Here is a 19,449-nt window from a genome sequence, read left to right as displayed (position 1 = left end):
TGGCAATTATACCAAAGCCTATGTACCCCATTTATACATCGGTCATCATTCCCTGCTATAACGAGCAACAGGTTATTGAGGAATCTTATCTGCGATTAACGAAGGTGATGCAGGCTAATTTCCAACGTTATGAGCTGATCTTTATCAATGATGGCAGTAAGGATAATACATTACCTATTCTCAGCGGGTTAGCGAAGAAGGATGCCAATCTGAAAATACTGTCGTTTTCCCGTAACTTCGGTCACCAGCCAGCCGTTTCCGCTGGCCTCGCGCAATGCTCGGGCGAATTAGCCATTATTATTGATGCCGATTTACAAGATCCACCTGAACTGATTCCGGCCATGGTGGCCCTCCAGATAAAAGAAGCCTGTAATGTTGTATACGCCGTTCGCCAGAGCCGACAGGGCGAAACGGTGTTTAAAAAAATAACGGCCAAGCTATTTTATCGGACGATAAATTACCTATCAGAAGTACCCCTACCCCTCGATACGGGCGATTTTCGTCTGATTGATCGCAAAGTGATCGACGCATTCAACCGACTGCCCGAACGCAATAAATACATTCGGGGACTGATTACCTGGGTGGGCTTCAAGCAGGTACCTATTTCCTACGAACGTAGCGAACGGTTTGCCGGTGAAACCAAGTATTCGCTCGGAAAAATGCTACGTTTTGCCCGGACGAGTCTGCTTTATTTTAGTAACAAACCACTACGTATCGCTTCTTCCCTGGGTGTCGTAGCGGTTTTGATTGGTCTGATTCTGACACTGTGGGTTTTCTATGTCAAGATTTTCAAACCCAACGAGCTTGTGCATGGCTGGTCGTCTATACTGATTATCGTCATCTTTTTCGGAGGGGTACAAATGCTGACGATTGGTATCCTGGGCGAATACCTGAGCAGTATTTTTAACGAGATTAAAGGGCGACCTGAGTTCATTATTGATGATGTTGTCAATCTCACACCCGACTCATCTACGAAGTTGGATAAGCTAGAGTCACCAACCGCTCTTGTCTCTCCCAAGGCTATTCCGTCATCGCTACTCTCCAATTCATGAACCTTGGTATTGAAATTGGCGGAACGAAATTGCAATTGGTAACGGACGATATGACCGGCCGTATTACCCAACGATTCCGATACGCCATTGACCCGTCAAAAGGTGCCGATGGGATTTTAGCCCAGATAGCGGCCACCATTCAGCAACTTCCAGAACCTCCGCAGGCTATCGGTGTAGGATTTGGTGGTCCATTAGACTGGAAAACCGGCCGTATTGCTACGTCTCATCAGATTGGTGGATGGGCTGGTTTTGAACTTGCCGACTGGCTCCGGGAGCAAATTCCGGGGGCGTTGGTGCGGGTAGAAAATGACGCTAATGTAGCCGCCCTTGGCGAAGCTACGCAAGGTGTGGCTACGGGCTTCCAGCAGGTGTTTTATATGACGCTGGGTAGTGGCGTTGGTGGTGGAATCGTTATAGACCGGAAGCTTTATCATGGCGTATCGCCGGGCGAGGCCGAAATTGGTCATGTATGGCTGGTGCCGCCCGGTGATTCCAGCAAGGGGCAAACGCTTGAGCAAACCATATCAGGCTGGGCAGTCGATCAGCAAATTCGGGATCTGATTCCGCAACTACCCGACGAATCGGCCTTGAAAATTGCGGTGCAAACAGCACATGCAGCTGGATTGGTCGGGAAGGAAGCCCAATTTCTGCATCCGGCCTACGAAGCAGGTGACCAAGTCGCCAAAATGCTGATCGAACAAATTGGGTCAGTGCTGGCCCTGGGACTTTCGCACGTTGTCCATTTATTTCACCCGGAAGCTATCGTACTGGGCGGAGGCCTGTCGCTCATCGGCGAACCGTTGCGGGCGGCTGTCCGGCAGGCGTTACCCCGTTTTGTGATCACGGCCTTTCATCCAACACCCATCGTCTTACTGGCCAAACTTGGCGAAGACGCCGTACCCATTGGCGCATTAGAATTAGTCAAGAACGGGTAACGCGATCTGTTTCAAACCAGGCAATATTCTTTATTAGCCATTAATAGCTTACTAAACCCCTATGAATCAGGCTTACTTCAAAACTTACCTCGACCGGCAGAAAGCCGCTTACGACGCCATTCCCATCGCCCAGGTTGAGCACGTTATCAATCTCATCAAAAAATGTTGGGAAGAGGATCGTCAACTGTTTGCTTTCGGAAACGGGGGCAGTGCATCGAACGTATCGCACTTCATCACCGATCTAGGTAAAAGTGCCTCCGATAAAATGGGAAAGCGTTTCCGGTGCCTGTCGCTGAACGAGAATTTATCGTGGATCACTGCCATTGGCAATGATTACGCCTACGAAGACGTATACCTTCGGCAGCTTCAGAACTACGCCCGCCCTGGTGATCTGGTTTTGACATTAAGTGTTAGCGGTAACTCCCCCAACGTAGTAAAAGCCGTGCAGTGGGCAAAAGACAATGGGCTCACAACCATTGCCCTCGTAGGCGGAAAACGTGGTCAGTTAGCCGATCTCGCCCACGAATCCATTGTTATTCAGGACGAACATTATGGCCGCGTTGAAGACGCTCAAATGACCATTTGTCATCTGCTGTGTTATGGGTTTATTGAAAGTTAGTTAATAGTCAATAGTCGTTAGTCAATAGACGTGAGGTACGAATATAGTATCACTGGCTACTATTGACTAACGACTAGCGACTTATGAATACCGATCGTTTCGCCAGGGATAGGCAGTATTGGAATAACCGCGTTCTTCCCAGAAACCGAGTTGATTCTCCGTCAAAAACTCAATGCGTTTGATCCATTTTGACCCTTTCCAGGCATACAACTGGGGCGTAATCATACGTAGTGGTCCACCATGTTCCAGAGAAAGTGGCTGTCCATCGGCAGTATGCACAAGCAGGACATCGGGTTTGAGGGCTTCTTCGAGCGAAACATTGGTCGAATAGCCATCGTAGCCATAGCACATGATGTGGGTGGCGGTCTCTTTGGGATCAACCAAAGCCGCAAGGTCCATAAAGCGAACACCAACCCAGGGAATATTCAAGCGTGACCAGGTCGTTACACAGTGAAAATCACTGGTATCTTCCACCTGAGGCAATGCCATCAGATCATCCCATTTGAGCCGGATCGGGTGATTCACAGCCCCGTCAATATTCAGTTGCCACTTGTCGAGTGGAATGTTGGGCTGGTAGCCTAAATCCAGAACCGGCCACTTCGCCGTAACAGTTTGCCCGATAGGAACCGTTGGCATGCCATGACGATTTACGGGCCCGGAACCCCGCGGATTATCGTCAAGCATGGAAGGGGTCTGCGTCATTTTTTCCTCAAACCGACGCTTGAGTTTCATGCGGGCATCGATAATTCGATCCGTCTTTTCGTTCGATTCCATATCTGCATTCTCCATTCCATCAACTCTAAATAATGTTTTGTAGTTTTGGACGCTACAAGATAATCTATATGTATAAATTCTTACTGGGGATTCTCATTTCTCTAACTGTCAGCCTGACAACTCATGCCCAGACGAAAAAACAGGAAGATATTCGTCAACTTATGGACTTGATGGGAACAACTTCCCTAATGAAACAAACAATGAGCCTTTCTATAGAACAGCAAAAAAAGGTAAATACAAACCTACCTGAAGAGTTTTGGAAAATACTCGACAAAGAAGCTGACTATGAAGATTTGTTTAATCAGTTAATTCCCGTTTACGACAAGCACTATACTCACGACGAAATCAAAGAGTTGCTCGCCTTTTATAAATCTCCTCTGGGTCAAAAGACAATTAAAGAGCTACCCACTATTATGCAGGAGTCATCAGCGGTAGGCCGGGTTTGGGGTGAACAACTTGGCCGACGAGCAGCAGAAAAGATGAAACAAACACAATCGGCCCCAAAGAATTAAGGCACATTAACTTACCCGAACGTAGCTTCCCAATAATTTTACTTCAGCAGAGTGGTGATTCAGTATTTCGTGTAAATCAGGATCATTAGCGTGGCCTTCGCATTCGAGCAGAAACCAGTAGCGGAACGTAGCACCTTCCCTCAGAGGTCGGCTTTCGATCTTGGTCAGATTGATGTTCCGGGTATTAAACTCCTGCAGGAATTCCGCCAGTACCCCAGGTGATTGGGTGTTGGGTAGTCGCGCAATCAGTGTGGTTTTGTCGTGTCCGCTGGGCTGATTCACAAAATCTTTCGCCAGGATCAGGAAACGCGTGCGGTTCAGATCGCTGTCTTCAATATTATCGAACAACACTGGCACATCGAACAGTTTGGCTGCAATATGCGAGCAGACAGCCGCAGCGTACGGCTGTTGGGCCGCCAGTTTAGCCGCTTTGGAAGTCGACTCCACGGGTACCAGTTCAGCCTTTAGCTCATCGAAATAATCATTCAAGAATCGACTACATTGGCGAAATGCAATGTCCTTCGAATAAATATGAGTGATCTCTGCTAAACTTTCAGCTTTTGTCGCAAATGTAAAATGCACCGGAATCTGAACTTCAGCCGCAATACGCAGGTCTTTTTCGAGCAATAAATCAATAGCTTCTTCAACAACGCCCTCCTGATTATTCTCAATAGGCACCACACCGAAACGCACTCGTCCTGTTTCAACACTCTCAAATACAGACCGAATCGTCGGTAAGGCCATGTAATTGCTCATGGCACCAAACCGGCTCTCAGCTGCCTGATGGGTAAAACTGCCTTCTGGACCAAGATACGCGACTCGTTCGGGCAGTTCGAGATTGCGTGATACTGCAAAAATTTCCAGGAAAATGGCCTCAATGGCCGACCGATTCAATAAACCCGCGTTTTGCGCGGTGAGCCGATCCAGAATCTGCATTTCACGTTCGGGTCGGTAAATAACCGTATTGGTCGATCGTTTCAGCTCGCCCACCTGGCGGACTAGCTCCATCCGCTTATTTAACAGAATCAGGAGTTGGTCATCGAGCGAATCAATGTCGTTACGAAGGGATTCAAGGGTCATAAAAAAGTCGTAAGTCGCAAGTTGTAGCAGTCATAAGTAGTTGTTCACTACCCACGACTGGCAAACTTACGACTTACGACTTATGACTACTACGACTTGTCTCTAAAAGTTACACCAGAGCCGCTTCTTCCACATCTTTTTCGATGCGCAGGTTATCGATAATGAATCGCTGGCGATCGGGCGTATTCTTGCCCATGTAGTAGCTGAGCAATTTAGAAACCGAGGTTTCTTTTTCCATAATCACGGGTTCCAGGCGCATATTTTCACCAATGAATAGACCAAATTCGTCCGGCGAAATCTCACCCAATCCCTTGAACCGAGTGATTTCGACCTTTTTCCCGCCTTTCATCAAGCCATTAATGGCTGCCTGCTTTTCCTCATCGGAATAGCAATAGGTCGTTTCCTTATGGTTTTTTGGATTACGCACCCGGAACAAAGGCGTTTCGAGAATATACAAATGGCCGTTACGTACCAGATCCGGGAAAAATTGCAGAAAGAACGTTAGCATCAGCAATCGAATGTGCATCCCATCAACATCCGCATCGGTCGCAATAACGATCCGGTTGTAACGCAGCCCGTCCAGCCCGTCTTCAATATCTAAGGCGTGCTGAAGCAGGTTGAACTCTTCGTTTTCATAAACCACTTTTTTGGTCAGCCCGAAACAATTGAGGGGCTTACCGCGCAGGCTAAACACAGCCTGTAACTGCACGTTACGCGATTTGGTGATAGAGCCGCTGGCTGAATCTCCCTCGGTAATGAACAGGGTGGACTGATAGCGATCTTCAGTCTTCAAATCGGACAGATGATTGCGGCAATCGCGCAATTTCTTATTGTGCAGACTCGCTTTTTTGGCCCGGTCGTTGGCTAGTTTCTTGATACCCGCCAGTTCTTTCCGCTCGCGCTCCGACTGCTCGATCCGTTTCTTAAGGGCATCGCGTACGGAAGGATTAATGTGTAAAAAGTCATCAAGTCGCTCTTTCACAAAATCGAGCACAAACGAGCGCACCGACTGACTCTCGGAATCGGGAGCCATGTTGATCGACCCTAATTTCGTTTTCGTCTGCGATTCGAACACGGGTTCCTGCACCCGAATACTAATGGCTGCAATGATCGAGCCCCGAATGTCGGACGGATCATAGTCTTTCCCAAAGTGTTCACGTACGGTTTTGACGACGGCTTCGCGAAAGGCCGCCAGGTGTGTTCCACCCTGCGTCGTATATTGCCCGTTCACGAACGAATAATATTCTTCGCCATATTGATTACCATGCGTGAGCGCAATTTCAATATCGTTTCCTTTCAAATGAATGATTGGGTAACGTAGTGAATCTTCGTCTTTTTTGGTTTTATCCCGTAGCAAATCGAGTAGCCCGTTTTGCGAAAGGTATTTCTGCTTGTTAAATGAAATGGTAAGGCCTGCATTCAGGTAGCAGTAATTCCAGATCATGTTTTCCAGAAACTGCGGAATGAAATGGTAATTCTTAAATATGGTATCGTCGGGCTCGAAGCTAATTAACGTACCATTCCGTTCGTTGGTGACATTTTCGCCCTGCTGTTTGAGAACACCACGTTCAAATTCGGCCCAAACGGTTCGACCCTCCCGAAACGACTGAACCTTAAAATACGTGGAAAGAGCATTTACCGCTTTAGTCCCGACACCGTTCAACCCAACCGATTTCTGGAAAGCCCCGGAGTCATACTTGCCACCCGTGTTAATCTTGGAAACGACTTCAACGACCTTACCAAGTGGAATGCCCCGCCCAAAGTCACGAACCTCGACCCGATGCTCACTCACGCGTACATCAATGGACTTTCCAAAGCCCATTACGTACTCGTCGATACAGTTATCAATGGTTTCTTTGATCAGGACATAGATACCATCATCGGCAGCCGATCCGTCGCCAAGTTTGCCGATATACATCCCCGGTCTCAGGCGAATGTGCTCGCGCCAATCAAGCGAGCGGATACTATCTTCGTTATATTGAACAGGCTGATTTGGCAATTCTACCATATATATTTGTAAACAAGTAAACTGAATTTGGCTGTAACCTAGCACAACCACATCGAACAAACATTAGAAAAGTTATACCCTGCACTATCGAAGGAGAAAAATACCGTTGGTACAGAAAATATTTAATATCCAGCAAAAGTTCACTTACTTTGCCGACTGAACTGTACTGTGTACTATACAGCCCGGTAGATCGTTAGATACAGAACTTAATCTTTATGCATTCTCGATTCGTTCGACATCTTAAAAATATGCAAAATCTGCGAAATATTCACATCCTGCCATTAAAAACTTTTCTTTTTATCATATCTTTTTTTCAACGCCGGCTTAGTATACGTATTGCGCTTATCCTGCTATCAGCAGGGGGACTAACCGCCCAGGCCCAAATTGTTCCATCTGCAGGCAGTAGTTCCCCGGCAGCACCCAGCAGTTCGCCCGCAACAGCACCTGGCGCGACACCTGGCCGTGGTAACGCCTTACCCGCCGGTGTAAACACGAATAACTTACCCGCCAATGTTCAGCAGCAGATTAACAATAGAGCCGGACAAACGGGAAACACGAACAGAGCTGGAACAACGGGAACATCTGGAGCTGGCCGGGGTGCGTCAGCCAATGGAACCTCGACGACAAACAATCCAAATAATCCAAACCAGGTCATTCGGGATCAGGCAGCTACTGACCAAGCGGATAACAACAATCAGGACGTTGTTGATAATAGTATTAAAAGTTCGCAACAGCGCGAACAGGAAGAAAACCGGCAAAAACTATTTGGGTATTCGCTTTTCAACGATCCAGCGATGGCCACTACGTTTCAGCCAAACCTTAACATTGCCACGCCCCGTAACTACATTGTTGGACCTGGTGACGAACTGAACATCCGGCTTTACGGATTTTCTGAAGGCGATTATACCCAAAAAGTATCACCAGAAGGATTCGTTTATATAGCAGGCGCTACGGGCATTGGCCCCATTCAGGTATCGGGACTCTCTATCGAACAGGCCAAAGCGCGTTTGGAAAGCCGTATGGCGGCCAAATTTGCAGGTCTTCGTAATTCATCATACGGACCAAAGAATACGTATCTGGAACTTTCGCTGGGTGAAATTCGCAGTATTCGCGTAACCGTAACGGGCGATGCCATGCGCCCCGGTACGTATACGATGTCGTCGTTGTCAACGGCTATGAACGCTATCTATCAGGCTGGTGGCCCCAATGACATTGGCTCATTTCGTAAAGTGCTTCTCATCCGCAATAACCGTGTCGTGGCCACCCTCGACCTGTATGATTATCTGCTGAATGGCATTCAGAGTAACGATCTGCGTTTGCAGGATAATGACAACATTCGCTTCACGACCTTTATCGAACGGGTTGAAATTGGTGGCACGGTGAAGCGGAACAACATTTTCGAAATGCTGCCCGGCGAAACGCTCGACCGACTCCTGTTTTACGCGGGTAACTTTTCGGCTAATGCGTATAAAAGCCGGTTGAAAGTCAGACGCCTGACCAACCTTGAAATGAAAGTTATCGACGTAACGCTGCCCGAATTCAAGACGTTTGTGATGCAGGATGGTGACCTTGTTACGGCCGAACGCGTCCTTGATCGTTTCGAAAACAAGATTACGATTGAAGGCGCTATTTACCGTCCCGGCGAATACTCGCTTGATAACAACAAGACACTCAAACAGCTTATTACCAACGCCGAGGGTTTGAAAGGGGATGCCTTTACCGGGCGTATCAACATTGTTCGGACCCGGGAAGATCTGGCCATTGAAAATATACCCATTAATCTGGCGGCTATTTTGGCCGGTACCGAACCTGATTTACCACTTCAGCGTGAAGACCAGATTATTATTACATCACGTTTCGAGCTAGCTGAAGTTTCTACGGTTTCCGTACGAGGGGAAGTCAATCATCCCATTGAGGAAATGCCATTTATGGCCAACATGACGCTGAACGATGCCTTATTGAAAACAGGCGGGTTGAGAGAAGCAGCGGCTGTTTCACAGGTAGAAGTCGTACGCCGGAAAAAAGATGCTGACCCAACGTCGAAAAACGCCGTAACAGCGGAAGTTTTCCATTTTAGCGTTAACCGTGACTTATCCCTCAATGCGGACGACAATAAGTTCTTGCTAGCCCCTTACGATCAGGTCGTCGTACGGCGATCACCAAATTATCTTATTCAAACGTTTGCGGGTGTAGAGGGTGAAGTTATTACTCCCGGCCTCTACCCGATTCGAAGTAAAGACCAGAAAATATCTGACTTATTGGCTGCGGCTGGCGGGCTTTCACCACAGGCGTATGTAGAAGGCGCTACGTTGCTTCGGGCGGTAAAATTAAGCGATGATGAATTGGAGCGTAAGCAAAGAATAATTGCCGAAGTAGGAAACAATTCGAGTAAATCGTTAGTCGATACAGCCGCCATTGCGCCAAATAAACTAGAGCCAATTGACATTAACTTGAAGAAGATTCTGGCCAATCCTGGTTCATCGGAAGATATTTTAGTGTTGGAAAACGATATCCTTCGGATTCCCAAGCTACTTGAAACGGTGCGCATCCAGGGTGAAGTTCAATTGCCCAAAACAGTCAAGTTCCGTTCGAACAATAACTTCCAGGACTATATTAGCGAAACGGGTGGATTCACGTCCAAGTCACAACGCAGGCGTTCCTTTATCGTCTATGCCAACGGCTCCGTTGATCGCACCCGGAAGTTTATGTTCTTTAACATTTATCCTCGTGTAGAGCCAGGAGCGGAGATTATCATTCCGAGACGAACCGCTAATCCATTAACGGCCCAGCAAATACTGGGATCGACCGTTGGTATTGCGGGTTCGTTATTAACTCTGGTTACAACCATTCTATTAATTAGCCGCGTTCAATAATAGTCATTTATCCTAGTATGGCTTCTCAAAACTTGACTGATATAAATAACCCCACGCCTTTGGTAACGGCTCAGCCATTGCCGCCCGACCAGATTTCTCCTAAATCTGTAGTGCTACGTATTTTTGAGTTAAAGTACGTAGCCAAACGCAACTGGAAACTGCTGGTCGTACTGACACTCATTGGGGGAGCTATTGGCTTCACTTATGATTTGACGCATAAAAAGCCACCTATCTACAACGCGTCTATTCTGTTTAACCTCGGCGGAGGCAGTTCTGCAGGTGGTGGATTAGGCGATTTGGGGGCTCTGGCGGGAGCCTTTGGCTTAGGTGGTGGAGCTCCGGATGCCAATATTTTTACCGGCGATAACTTTATCATTTATGCTACGTCGCGGCCAGTGGTTGAAAAAACCCTCATGCAAACAGATAGCATCAACGGTAAAGACACCCTGTTGGTAAATTATTATATACGGCACAGTGGCATACGGGATAAAGAATGGAAGGATAACGACGTCATGCGTTCCTTCTATTTTCAACGGGCCAAAGTTCCATCGGAATACAACGAACTGGAACAAAATGCCATGGCGGCAATCTATACGCGTATTTATACGGAAATAGCGATTAAACAGCCGGAACGCAAATCCTCATTTATTGAAATGAGTAGTTTCATGGAGGATGAGAAGCTTGCTGCTACGTTCATTACCAAGCACTTGCAAACCATTGAGCAGGATTACCAGAAGAAACAGACTAAGAAGACCCGCGAGATGTATGATATGGTTACCGATAGAGCCGATTCGCTCGCCCGCATCGTGTCGGGTAATGAGAATCAGTTGGCGCAATATATGGACCAGAACCAGCAACTTGTGGTAGCTCAGGCTCGTATTAAGGAAAGCAAACTGTCGCGTAATTCGAGCTTTTTGACCGGCTTATATTATCAGGCGATGCAGAGCGCCGACAATATGCGCCTGTCGCTTATCCGGGAAACACCCCTGTTTACGATCATTAAACCGATCTATTATCCGCTGTATAGAGAAGTAAAAGCGACAGTAGGTATGCAGGCCGGTATTGCGATCGGTCTTATTCTGTCGGTCATCCTTATTTTTCTTCGTGAAACCTTCCGGTCTATTATGAAGGAAAACTAGAAAAAACAGGCAATCCATTCGTAACTATCAATCCGTTGAGAAGTTAAGGCGTTCGACAAACGTTCGTTAACTCCCCAACGGATTAACTCCTTGAACGGACGATCCCGTACTTAACTGATCGTATTGATTTTGAAGACACACGAAGTAATTATCCAGCCTGGTCGCTCAGAACGACACTACTGGCGAGACCTATGGCGTAATCGTGAACTGATGTACATCCTGTCGATGCGGGATGTGTCGGTTCGCTACAAGCAAACGGCGCTCGGCACCGCCTGGGGGCTTATTCGACCGCTGACAACCATGATGATTATGGTATTTGTGTTCAGTAAGATTGCCAAACTCCCCGCCGATCCGGGGATTCCTTACCCATTGATGGTTCTGGGTGGCATAACGGTCTGGACGTTTTTTTCAACGGCTTTCACCCAGATTAGTAACAGTGTGACAATGAATTCCAATCTTGTCACCAAGGTGTATTTCCCCCGGCTGATTATGCCCATCAGTTCGATAGCGGTTAGTTTTATTGACTTTCTGGTGTCATTGGGGCTATTCATTGTGCTGGCAATCTGGTACCGGTTTGTGCCGGACTGGCACCTGTTATTATTACCCGTTTTCATTATCCTGGCTCTGCTGGCCTCATTCGCTTTCGGGCTTTTCTTTGCCGCTGTCAACGTGCGATTTCGCGATATTGGTCAGCTTATTCCATTCATTGTACAGGTTGGTTTTTACGTTTGCCCGATTGCGTATAGTAGTCGGCTCGTTGCCGAGAAAGGTGATGTTTGGTGGGCTCCCTTTTACTGGCTGAATCCCATGGTCGGTATTATTGACGGCTTCCGCTGGTCGTTACTCGGCGAAAAAGCGTTTTTCAATCCACAGAGTTTGTTGCTATCCGTGAGTATTGTGGGCGTCAGTTTAGCCTTGTCACTTTACTTTTTCCGCAAACGCGAGAATACGTTTGTAGATGATATATAAAAGAGTGGTAAGTTGTACGTAAAAAAGCGATATCTATCTCACCAATAGGTAACACCACCACATGGGCGGGCTTATTACAATTTGCCCATTTACTACGTTTGTTATGTCTGTTATTACGGTCGAAAATATAAGTAAGCAATACATTATTGACCACCAAAAAGGCAAAGGAGGGACTACATTACGTGATGTCATCGCGGAAAATGTCCGGTCAATTTTTGGCGGCAAAAAAGAACAAGATAGGGTTACCCATGAAGAGTTCTGGGCCCTGCGCGATGTGAGCTTTTCCATCGAGCAAGGCGATCGGGTAGGTATCGTTGGCCACAACGGTGCGGGAAAATCGACGATGCTCAAAATTTTGAGCAAAATTATTGAACCCACCACCGGAACAGTACGTATCCGTGGACGAGTCGCCAGCTTGCTGGAAGTGGGTACTGGGTTCCACCCCGAACTAACCGGCCGCGAAAACATCTTCCTGAATGGGTCGCTGCTGGGCATGACCCGTAGCGAAATCCGTAAACAGTTCGACGAAATTGTGGCTTTTGCCGGTGTTGAAAAGTTTCTGGATACACCCGTCAAGCGGTATTCATCAGGCATGTACGTCCGGTTGGGATTTGCTATTTCAGCTCACCTTGATCCGGAAATCATGATTGTGGATGAGGTACTGGCTGTAGGAGATGCTGAATTTCAGAAAAAGAGTCTGGGCAAAATGCGGGATAATTCGGCCAGTGGTCGGACAGTTATCTTCGTCAGTCATAACCTGACAGCTGTGCAGGCGCTCTGCAACAAGACCTTATATTTCGAAAAAGGCCAGCTTATTGAACAGGGAGAAACCAATCAGGTCATTGCGTCGTATCTGAGCAAAGTCTCGAAAACCCGCCTGAGCCGTGAATGGGATACGCCCGAAGAAGCGCCCGGTAATGATCTGGTACGTGTTCGCCGGTTTGAGTTAACCCCGGAATATCAGGATGACCTGACCCACATTGATGTACGAACTCCCATGAAGCTTCGGTTCGAGTTCTGGAATATGATGGAACGGGCGAACCTGAACCTGAGTCTTCACCTTAACTCACTGACTGGCGAGTGTATTTTCAACATTGGCACCAAGTCGCAGTCGTACGGGAAGGGACTCATTGCCGGTGAATGCACCATTCCGGGTTATTTCCTGAATGATGGTTCCTATACAATCTCCATCATGATTGTGAAGGATACCGTTACCCCCCTCTATGTTATGGAGGAAGGCATTACCTTTGATGTAGAAGACTACCGCGAAGGTATTGCCTGGTATGGCAAATGGCCGGGCTTTGTACGACCACAGTTTCCCTTCACGACGGAAGTGCTGGAGGAGGACGTACCTGTCAAGTAAATAGTCTATGCCGGACCGCCCAAGCGGTTTGTAGTTTATAGTTTTACTCAACGTCTATTAAACGACAAGCCATAGACGACAAACCTAATTATGATTAACGTTACTAAATCATATTTACCCGACCTCGAAGAATATACAGCCTATCTGAAAGGCATTTGGGATCGCGTTTATTTGACCAACGATGGTCCATTGCTACGTGAGCTGGAAAGCCAGTTAAAGGAAGTTCTGGGGGTAAAACACCTGAAATTCTGCACCAATGGCACCATTGTGCTTCAAATGGCGCTCAAGGCACTGGACATTACGAAAGAAGTCATAACAACACCTTTTTCTTACGTAGCCACTACGAACGCCTTGCTATGGGAAGGTTGTACGCCCATCTTTGCTGACATCCGGCCCGACGATTATAACATCGACCCCAACAAAATCGAAGCGCTCATCACCGAAAACACGCAGGCCATTATGGCTACGCACGTATACGGAAATGCCTGCCAGATTGAGCAAATTCAGGCCATTGCTGAAAAATATAAGCTGAAAGTTATTTACGACGCAGCCCACACGTTTGGCGCTACCTACAAAGGTCAATCCATTCTGAGCTATGGTGATTTGAGCACCTGTAGTTTCCACGCTACCAAGGTTTTCCACACCGTTGAGGGAGGTTGCATTGTAACCGATAACGACGAACTAGCGCAGAAACTTCACTTCTATCGTTCCTTTGGTCACCGCAACGATGACTATTTCAGCATTGGCATCAATGCCAAGAACTCAGAGTTGCACGCGGCAATGGGGTTATGTGTATTACCAAAAGTGCCGGAACTGATTGCTGACCGTAAAAAAGTATTCGGTTACTATAATGACCGGCTCGACTTTAGTCGAATTACGCGACCAAGCCTCACGCCCGGCGTCGAATACAATTACGCCTATTACCCGGTTGTGTTCGATTCGGAGGAAACGTTGCTACGTGTCGTCGATTCGCTCAAGGCACAGGAGATTACGCCCCGACGGTATTTCTACCCTTCTCTTAATACGTTGCCCTTCACCATTACCGCTGGGGCTGGCGAATTGCAATCCTGTCCTATCTCAGAAGACGTATCCCTTCGGGTGTTGTGTCTACCGCTCTACCCAAGTTTAGCGGAAGAGGATGTCGACCGGATTGCCACGATTGTCAATGAAACTGTTGCCGTCGTAAACGAAAATGTATAACCTGCCGTCCGGGGAACTACGAATGAAGATTAAGTCATTCGTAGTTCCCCGGACGGTTATTTTTCATTCGGGCTACTCCCGCGCGGTGAATTGTTTAGTATGACCATTTTAGATCTTCTTGCTCTTTTTCTGTTCCTCATTTACGTCGGACGGCTTTCGACGCACATCTGCCGCCCGTCGCTGACTGAGTGGTGGCTAACTGCGTTTCTGTTAGGTGCCGGGAGCGTTATTCTAACGGGTTTCATTTTGTCGGCGCTCTACCAGACAGCCAACACGCCCGTATGGGCTGGTTCGGTGTTCGTTACAGCGACAGTACTTAGCCTAATTCTCAAACGCCTGATTCCCAACCGCGAGCCGTTTGGGCTGTGGCCGCTCATTCAGCAACGAATACAAACGTTTCGGGCTTGGTTTAGGCAACTGTCTGGTTATTCGCGTTTTCTTTTCTCAATCCTCTTCGGAACACTGGCTGTTATTGCCGTCACGAACGTATTGCTGGTGCTATTTACCGTCCCCAATGAGTGGGATAGTATGACCGGGCACCTGAATCGGGTAATGCAATACGTGCAGCGGGGGACCATGCGCCATTTTGGTGGTACGAACTGGAATATTGATACGTATCCGAAGAGTGTCTGCACGCTCCAGATCTATGCATTCCTGATGACGGGTCACTTCGAAAATGGCTTCAAATTTATTCATCACCTGAGTTACTGGACAGCGATTGTCGCTGTATTTGGGATTGTCCAGCGTATCGGTCAGAATAAATTATCCGCCAGTTTTTTCTGTGCGCTGGCCTATGCCCTGCTCCCCGATTTCCTGATGCAGGCGATTACGACCGAAACCGACATTGTGCTGACGGCCTACCTAAGCGTGCTGCTCTACATGTTATTTACCTATCAAACGACTAACCCTCGCGATAGCCGTTATCTGTATTTGGCAGGCATGGCTTTTGGAATCGCGTTCGGGCATAAAATTACGTTTGCGCTGTTGCTGCCATCGGTATTTGTCATCATGATGTATACCGTTTTCCTGTCGCCGTCCTGGACTATTACGTTTGGGCGCACCTGGCGACTGGCAGGAGCAATTGCTATAGGCGTATGCCTTTGGACATTGCCAACGGGCTATTTAAAAAATATCGAAGTATTTGGCCACCCGATTGGGCCCCCAACGGCGCTTAAACACCAGTCTGTTGAGCGGGCCGGTTCGCTCCATAATCTGCTCGAACAGGGAAGCCGTAATGTTGTGCGCTATGGCTATGACCACGTTAATTTAGATGGCCTTCGCAACCTCGAAATTGGTGCTGAGCTGAATCATGCCATACGGCAACCACTGGTGGTGCTGGAAGATAAACTGCACATGCGGTTAGACGAAGAAACTGACTTCTCCATACAGCCGTTCGCCTTCGACCGAAAGTTTGTCTTCTACAATGCCAATCCTTATTGGGGTATTTTCGGCTTCGGCCTGATTTTTCCCCTGCTGTTTCTGGTCTTGATCGGCTACGTTCGCTCAACACCCCATCTATTTCTAGGATTAGCGCTGGGTCTTCACTTTTTAGCCCTCTCCTACTCCGCACCTTACGATCCGTTCAAAGGTCGTTACTTCATCGAAACAGGGCTCTTTGGGGTTACATTTCTTGCCCTTTTATTCCTGCATCCACGCACAACCGTAGACGTACCAAAACGAACGATCTGGAAAGGATATATAGGGCTGGTGACCGTATTGGGGTGCCTATCAGCCTTACTAAGCGTGTTCCTGAATACGCGGGTGCTGCCCTTTTCCTGGACGGCGCTGGATGGCAAATCATACCCATCGGCGTTTGAATCTGATCGAATTAAGCAAATGACCCTCGGCCGACCAGATGTGTATGTTCCCTACAAACGCTTCGACGAACTGGTACCAGCCAATGCAACGGTTGCTCTGGCCACGATCAACGACGATTACGAATATCCACTTTATGGACCACACTTGTCACGTCGGCTCATCGTCATCAATCCTTTTGAACAAGGGCTGAAGCCTATTCCGAAGAGCGCGAATTTCTTATTTTTCGATAAAAGTGTAATGTCACCCCAACCCGGCGATATACGCTTAGGTACCGACACAACCATGCGCAAAACTGTGATTGTGCCGGGAGAAGATTATTATTTACGAAAACTGAAATAAATAGTCGCTAGTCATGAGTAATAACTGATGACTAGCGACTGATTACTGACGACTAACCACGCCTATGACGCTTGCTATCATGCAGCCCTATTTCCTGCCTTACATTGGCTACATGCAGCTGATGAGTGCGGTTGATACGTTCGTGTTATACGACGATGTGGCGTTTATTAACCGGGGCTGGATTAATCGTAACCGAGTGTTGATCAACGGACAGGAGTATCTCTTCACAGTGCCGCTCAAAGATGCCAGTCAGAATAAGCGAATTAATGAAGTGCATCTGGCCGATGATCCGAAGTGGCGAAGTAAGTTATTGAAAACGATTGAACAGGGCTATCGGAAGGCCCCATATTATGCAACGGTTATGCCCCTGACCGAAAAAATCGTCAATTTTACGACCGATTCCATTGCCGATCTGGTGTATTTCAGCCTCGTTGAATTGAATCAGTATCTCGGTCTGACCACGCGATTAGTACAGTCCTCATCGGTTTATGCAAACGTAGAGTTAAAAGCTCAGGAACGAATTCTGGATATTTGTCGGCAGGAGAACGCAACGCGCTATATAAATCCCATCGGCGGCACAGAACTGTACGACAAGCCAACGTTTGAAAAAGCGGGCATCGAATTGAATTTTATTAAAGCAACCCGGGTCGAGTACCCGCAATTTAAGAACGACTTTATACCCTGGCTATCCATCATCGACGCGCTGATGTTCAATGACGTAGCTGCCGTGAAAGTATTACTAGGAGAGTATGAATTGGTGTAAACGCTGAATAATGACGGGGTCGCCCCGTCATTATTCATCATTCAAAGAAGTATGGCAAAGGTTATTATTTTCGGGGTGATGGATACGGCCGAACTGGCGCACTTCTACCTCACACACGATTCTGAGCACGACGTAGCAGCTTTCACCGTTAATCGTGAGTACATCAGCGGAAACGAATTTCAGGGGTTGCCATTGGTAGCGTTTGAGGATGTCGAAACGCTGTTTCCTCCGCAGGAATACAAGTTTTTCGCTCCTATGACGGGCAAAAACATGAACCGCAACCGCGAGCGGATCTACCTCGAAGCCAAAGCAAAAGGGTATGAATTCATTTCGTACATCAGTTCCAAAGCGACCCTGTTCGGTAATCAGATTGGCGAAAATTGCTTCATTCTGGAAGACAACACCATTCAGCCTTTTACCACGATCGGCAACAACGTAGTGCTTTGGAGCGGTAACCATATTGGTCACCACGGCCAGATCAAAGACCACGTTTTCTTTACGTCACACGTAGTCATGTCGGGGCATTGTGTCATTGAACCCTACTGCTTTTTCGGCGTCAACAGCACCATCCGCGATTACATGCATATCGCTACGGGTACCTTCGTCGCTATGGCTTCCGCCATTTACAAAGACACGGAAGAATGGGGGTTATACCTCGGCAATCCTGCCAAAAAGCTTCCCAAACCAAGTTACGAAGCGTATTAGGGTTTTCGGTTTTCAGTACTCAGTTTTCGGTTATTTACTACGTAGCCAAAGCTGTATGCTAGGACCAAAATCCGTAAACCGTTCACTGAAAGCTGAAAACGATACTATTAATAGGCCACGACGCCAACCGCGCCGGCGCGCAACTCGTTCTGCTCAACCTGATGCGTTTGCTGAAGGCTGAAGGCGGCATTCAGATGCGCCTGCTTTTAGGCGATGGCGGCCAACTGCTGGATGAGTATCGAGCCATCTGCCCCGTTGTGGTCTGGCCCGCGCCCAACCGCTACGTAGTGGATGCGTTGACGGACAAAGTGCTCTGGAAACTAGGCGTATGGCAACAGCTTCATGACCGACAGACAAAAGCGCATCAACAAAAAGTGCGGGCGCAGTTGAGGCTGGATTCCGTCGATCTTGTCTTAGTCAATACAGTAACGAGCAGCCGCTGGTTTGGTCAGTTGGACATTCCCGACAGAATACCGGTCATTACGTTCGTCCATGAACTCGACATGTCCGTTCGGATGTATACCCAACCCGACCAGTTGAAATACCTCCTCAACAGGACTACCCAATTACTATCTGTCTCCAAAGCCACTGCCCGCTATTACGAGCAACAACACGGCTTCGATCCGGCGCGCATAACCCTGTATACACTCATTGATACGCCGTCGCTGGAGCGAAACGTGCAGCAGGCGCGTCAGCAGCCCAGTATGTATGAATCCCTGGGGTTGCCGGCCAATGCCCGGATTGTAGGCGGATGTGGGAACGCGGAATGGCGCAAGGGTAATGATCTCTTTGTAACATTAGCTCGGCAGGTAATTGGTCGGGCCACGGCTCAGGACCCACCCGTTCATTTTGTGTGGGTAGGCGTACCACCCGGATCACTACGGGACGATTTGCTACTGGACATTCGAAAAGCGGGGCTGGCCGATCGGGTTCACCTGATTCCACCAACGCCCGATGTGCTACGGTACATGAGCCGCTTCGACGTATTTGTGCTTTGTTCCCGCGAAGACCCCTATCCGCTGGTGGTGTTTGAAGCGGGTTTGTCCGGTGTGCCCGTAGTCTGTTTTGCCGACGCTGGTGGTTCTCCCGAACTTGTTGAAACCGATGGTGGTTTCATAGTGCCCTATCTTGATCTCGATACTATGAGTGATCGCGTCCTCGAACTACTTCGCCAGCCGGGGTTACGCAGGCAACTGGGGGAACGGCTCGGGCAAAAAATTCTCGAACGTCATCCGGCCCACCAAAGCGTCGCAACTCTTGTAACTTTGTTCAATAAACTGATGGCCTGAAAACTGGGCTT

16 protein-coding genes are annotated in these 19,449 nt (G+C 48.0%); 13 read left to right on the top strand and 3 right to left on the bottom strand.

Translation table 11 applies throughout. The features are described 5' to 3' along the window. Window positions 1-20: 20 nt before the first annotated feature. The 3 genes from BM202_RS26165 to BM202_RS26155 all read left to right on the top strand — a co-directional run bounded on the left by BM202_RS26165 (window position 21) and on the right by BM202_RS26155 (window position 2,606). Entirely contained in the window at window positions 21-1,052 is a 1,032-nt protein-coding gene (locus BM202_RS26165; protein ID WP_093831750.1) for a glycosyltransferase family 2 protein, read from the top strand. Further along, window positions 1,049-1,987, top strand: a complete 939-nt coding sequence (locus tag BM202_RS26160; RefSeq protein ID WP_093831748.1) for an ROK family protein — start codon at window positions 1,049-1,051, stop codon at window positions 1,985-1,987. The genes BM202_RS26165 and BM202_RS26160 overlap by 4 nt, the downstream gene beginning before the upstream one ends. Window positions 1,988-2,048: 61 nt before the next feature. Continuing rightward, entirely contained in the window at window positions 2,049-2,606 is a 558-nt protein-coding gene (locus BM202_RS26155) for a D-sedoheptulose-7-phosphate isomerase (RefSeq protein WP_093831746.1), read from the top strand. A gap of 81 nt (window positions 2,607-2,687) precedes the next feature. Here BM202_RS26155 and BM202_RS26150 read toward each other — a convergent pair whose 3' ends face one another. Then, window positions 2,688-3,380, bottom strand: a complete 693-nt coding sequence (locus BM202_RS26150; protein ID WP_093831795.1) for a sulfite oxidase-like oxidoreductase — start codon at window positions 3,378-3,380, stop codon at window positions 2,688-2,690. 68 nt (window positions 3,381-3,448) lie between these two features. Between BM202_RS26150 and BM202_RS26145 the strand changes: the two genes are divergently transcribed. Then, complete coding sequence (locus BM202_RS26145) at window positions 3,449-3,892, top strand: DUF2059 domain-containing protein (RefSeq protein WP_177236684.1); 444 nt, start codon at window positions 3,449-3,451, stop codon at window positions 3,890-3,892. Window positions 3,893-3,898: 6 nt separating this feature from the next. On the opposite strand, the gene pheA is transcribed toward BM202_RS26145, so the two are convergent. Together pheA and BM202_RS26135 are read right to left on the bottom strand one after the other, a co-directional pair. Beyond that, window positions 3,899-4,972, bottom strand: coding sequence for a prephenate dehydratase (pheA, locus tag BM202_RS26140; RefSeq protein ID WP_093831742.1), 1,074 nt, complete (start codon window positions 4,970-4,972; stop codon window positions 3,899-3,901). Between the two features lie 109 nt (window positions 4,973-5,081). Further along, window positions 5,082-6,980, bottom strand: a complete 1,899-nt coding sequence (locus BM202_RS26135) for a DNA topoisomerase IV subunit B (protein WP_177236683.1) — start codon at window positions 6,978-6,980, stop codon at window positions 5,082-5,084. Between the two features lie 248 nt (window positions 6,981-7,228). Between BM202_RS26135 and BM202_RS26130 the strand changes: the two genes are divergently transcribed. The 9 genes from BM202_RS26130 to BM202_RS26090 all read left to right on the top strand — a co-directional run bounded on the left by BM202_RS26130 (window position 7,229) and on the right by BM202_RS26090 (window position 19,438). Beyond that, a complete protein-coding gene (locus BM202_RS26130; RefSeq protein WP_093831740.1) occupies window positions 7,229-9,853 on the top strand; it encodes a polysaccharide biosynthesis/export family protein in 2,625 nt (874 codons plus the stop codon). 17 nt (window positions 9,854-9,870) lie between these two features. Continuing rightward, window positions 9,871-10,992 carry a hypothetical protein gene (locus BM202_RS26125; RefSeq protein WP_093831738.1) on the top strand — a complete coding sequence of 374 codons (1,122 nt, stop codon included), beginning with the start codon at window positions 9,871-9,873 and terminating at the stop codon, window positions 10,990-10,992. A gap of 129 nt (window positions 10,993-11,121) precedes the next feature. After that, the gene (locus tag BM202_RS26120) at window positions 11,122-11,961 is read left to right on the top strand and encodes an ABC transporter permease (protein ID WP_093831791.1); all 840 of its coding nucleotides are present in this window, start codon (window positions 11,122-11,124) and stop codon (window positions 11,959-11,961) included. 103 nt (window positions 11,962-12,064) lie between these two features. Next, window positions 12,065-13,324, top strand: a complete 1,260-nt coding sequence (locus tag BM202_RS26115; protein WP_093831736.1) for an ABC transporter ATP-binding protein — start codon at window positions 12,065-12,067, stop codon at window positions 13,322-13,324. Window positions 13,325-13,414: 90 nt separating this feature from the next. Continuing rightward, window positions 13,415-14,524 (top strand): DegT/DnrJ/EryC1/StrS family aminotransferase, encoded by a 1,110-nt coding sequence (locus BM202_RS26110; RefSeq protein ID WP_093831734.1) that lies wholly within the window; start codon window positions 13,415-13,417, stop codon window positions 14,522-14,524. Window positions 14,525-14,623: 99 nt separating this feature from the next. Continuing rightward, window positions 14,624-16,681: an ArnT family glycosyltransferase gene (locus BM202_RS26105; protein WP_093831732.1), complete on the top strand. Its 2,058-nt coding sequence runs from the start codon at window positions 14,624-14,626 to the stop codon at window positions 16,679-16,681. A 64-nt stretch (window positions 16,682-16,745) separates the two neighbouring features. Further along, complete coding sequence (locus BM202_RS26100) at window positions 16,746-17,444, top strand: WbqC family protein (protein WP_093831730.1); 699 nt, start codon at window positions 16,746-16,748, stop codon at window positions 17,442-17,444. Between the two features lie 51 nt (window positions 17,445-17,495). After that, complete coding sequence (locus BM202_RS26095; RefSeq protein ID WP_093831728.1) at window positions 17,496-18,149, top strand: acetyltransferase; 654 nt, start codon at window positions 17,496-17,498, stop codon at window positions 18,147-18,149. Window positions 18,150-18,241: 92 nt separating this feature from the next. After that, window positions 18,242-19,438, top strand: a complete 1,197-nt coding sequence (locus BM202_RS26090; RefSeq protein WP_093831726.1) for a glycosyltransferase family 4 protein — start codon at window positions 18,242-18,244, stop codon at window positions 19,436-19,438. The last annotated feature ends 11 nt before the right edge of the window (window positions 19,439-19,449 follow it).

The sequence above is a fragment of the Spirosoma endophyticum genome (assembly GCF_900112365.1).
GTDB lineage: Bacteria > Bacteroidota > Bacteroidia > Cytophagales > Spirosomataceae > Spirosoma > Spirosoma endophyticum.
Note: the sequence above shows the minus strand (reverse complement) of the source record. Positions and strands in the feature narration are given on the sequence as shown.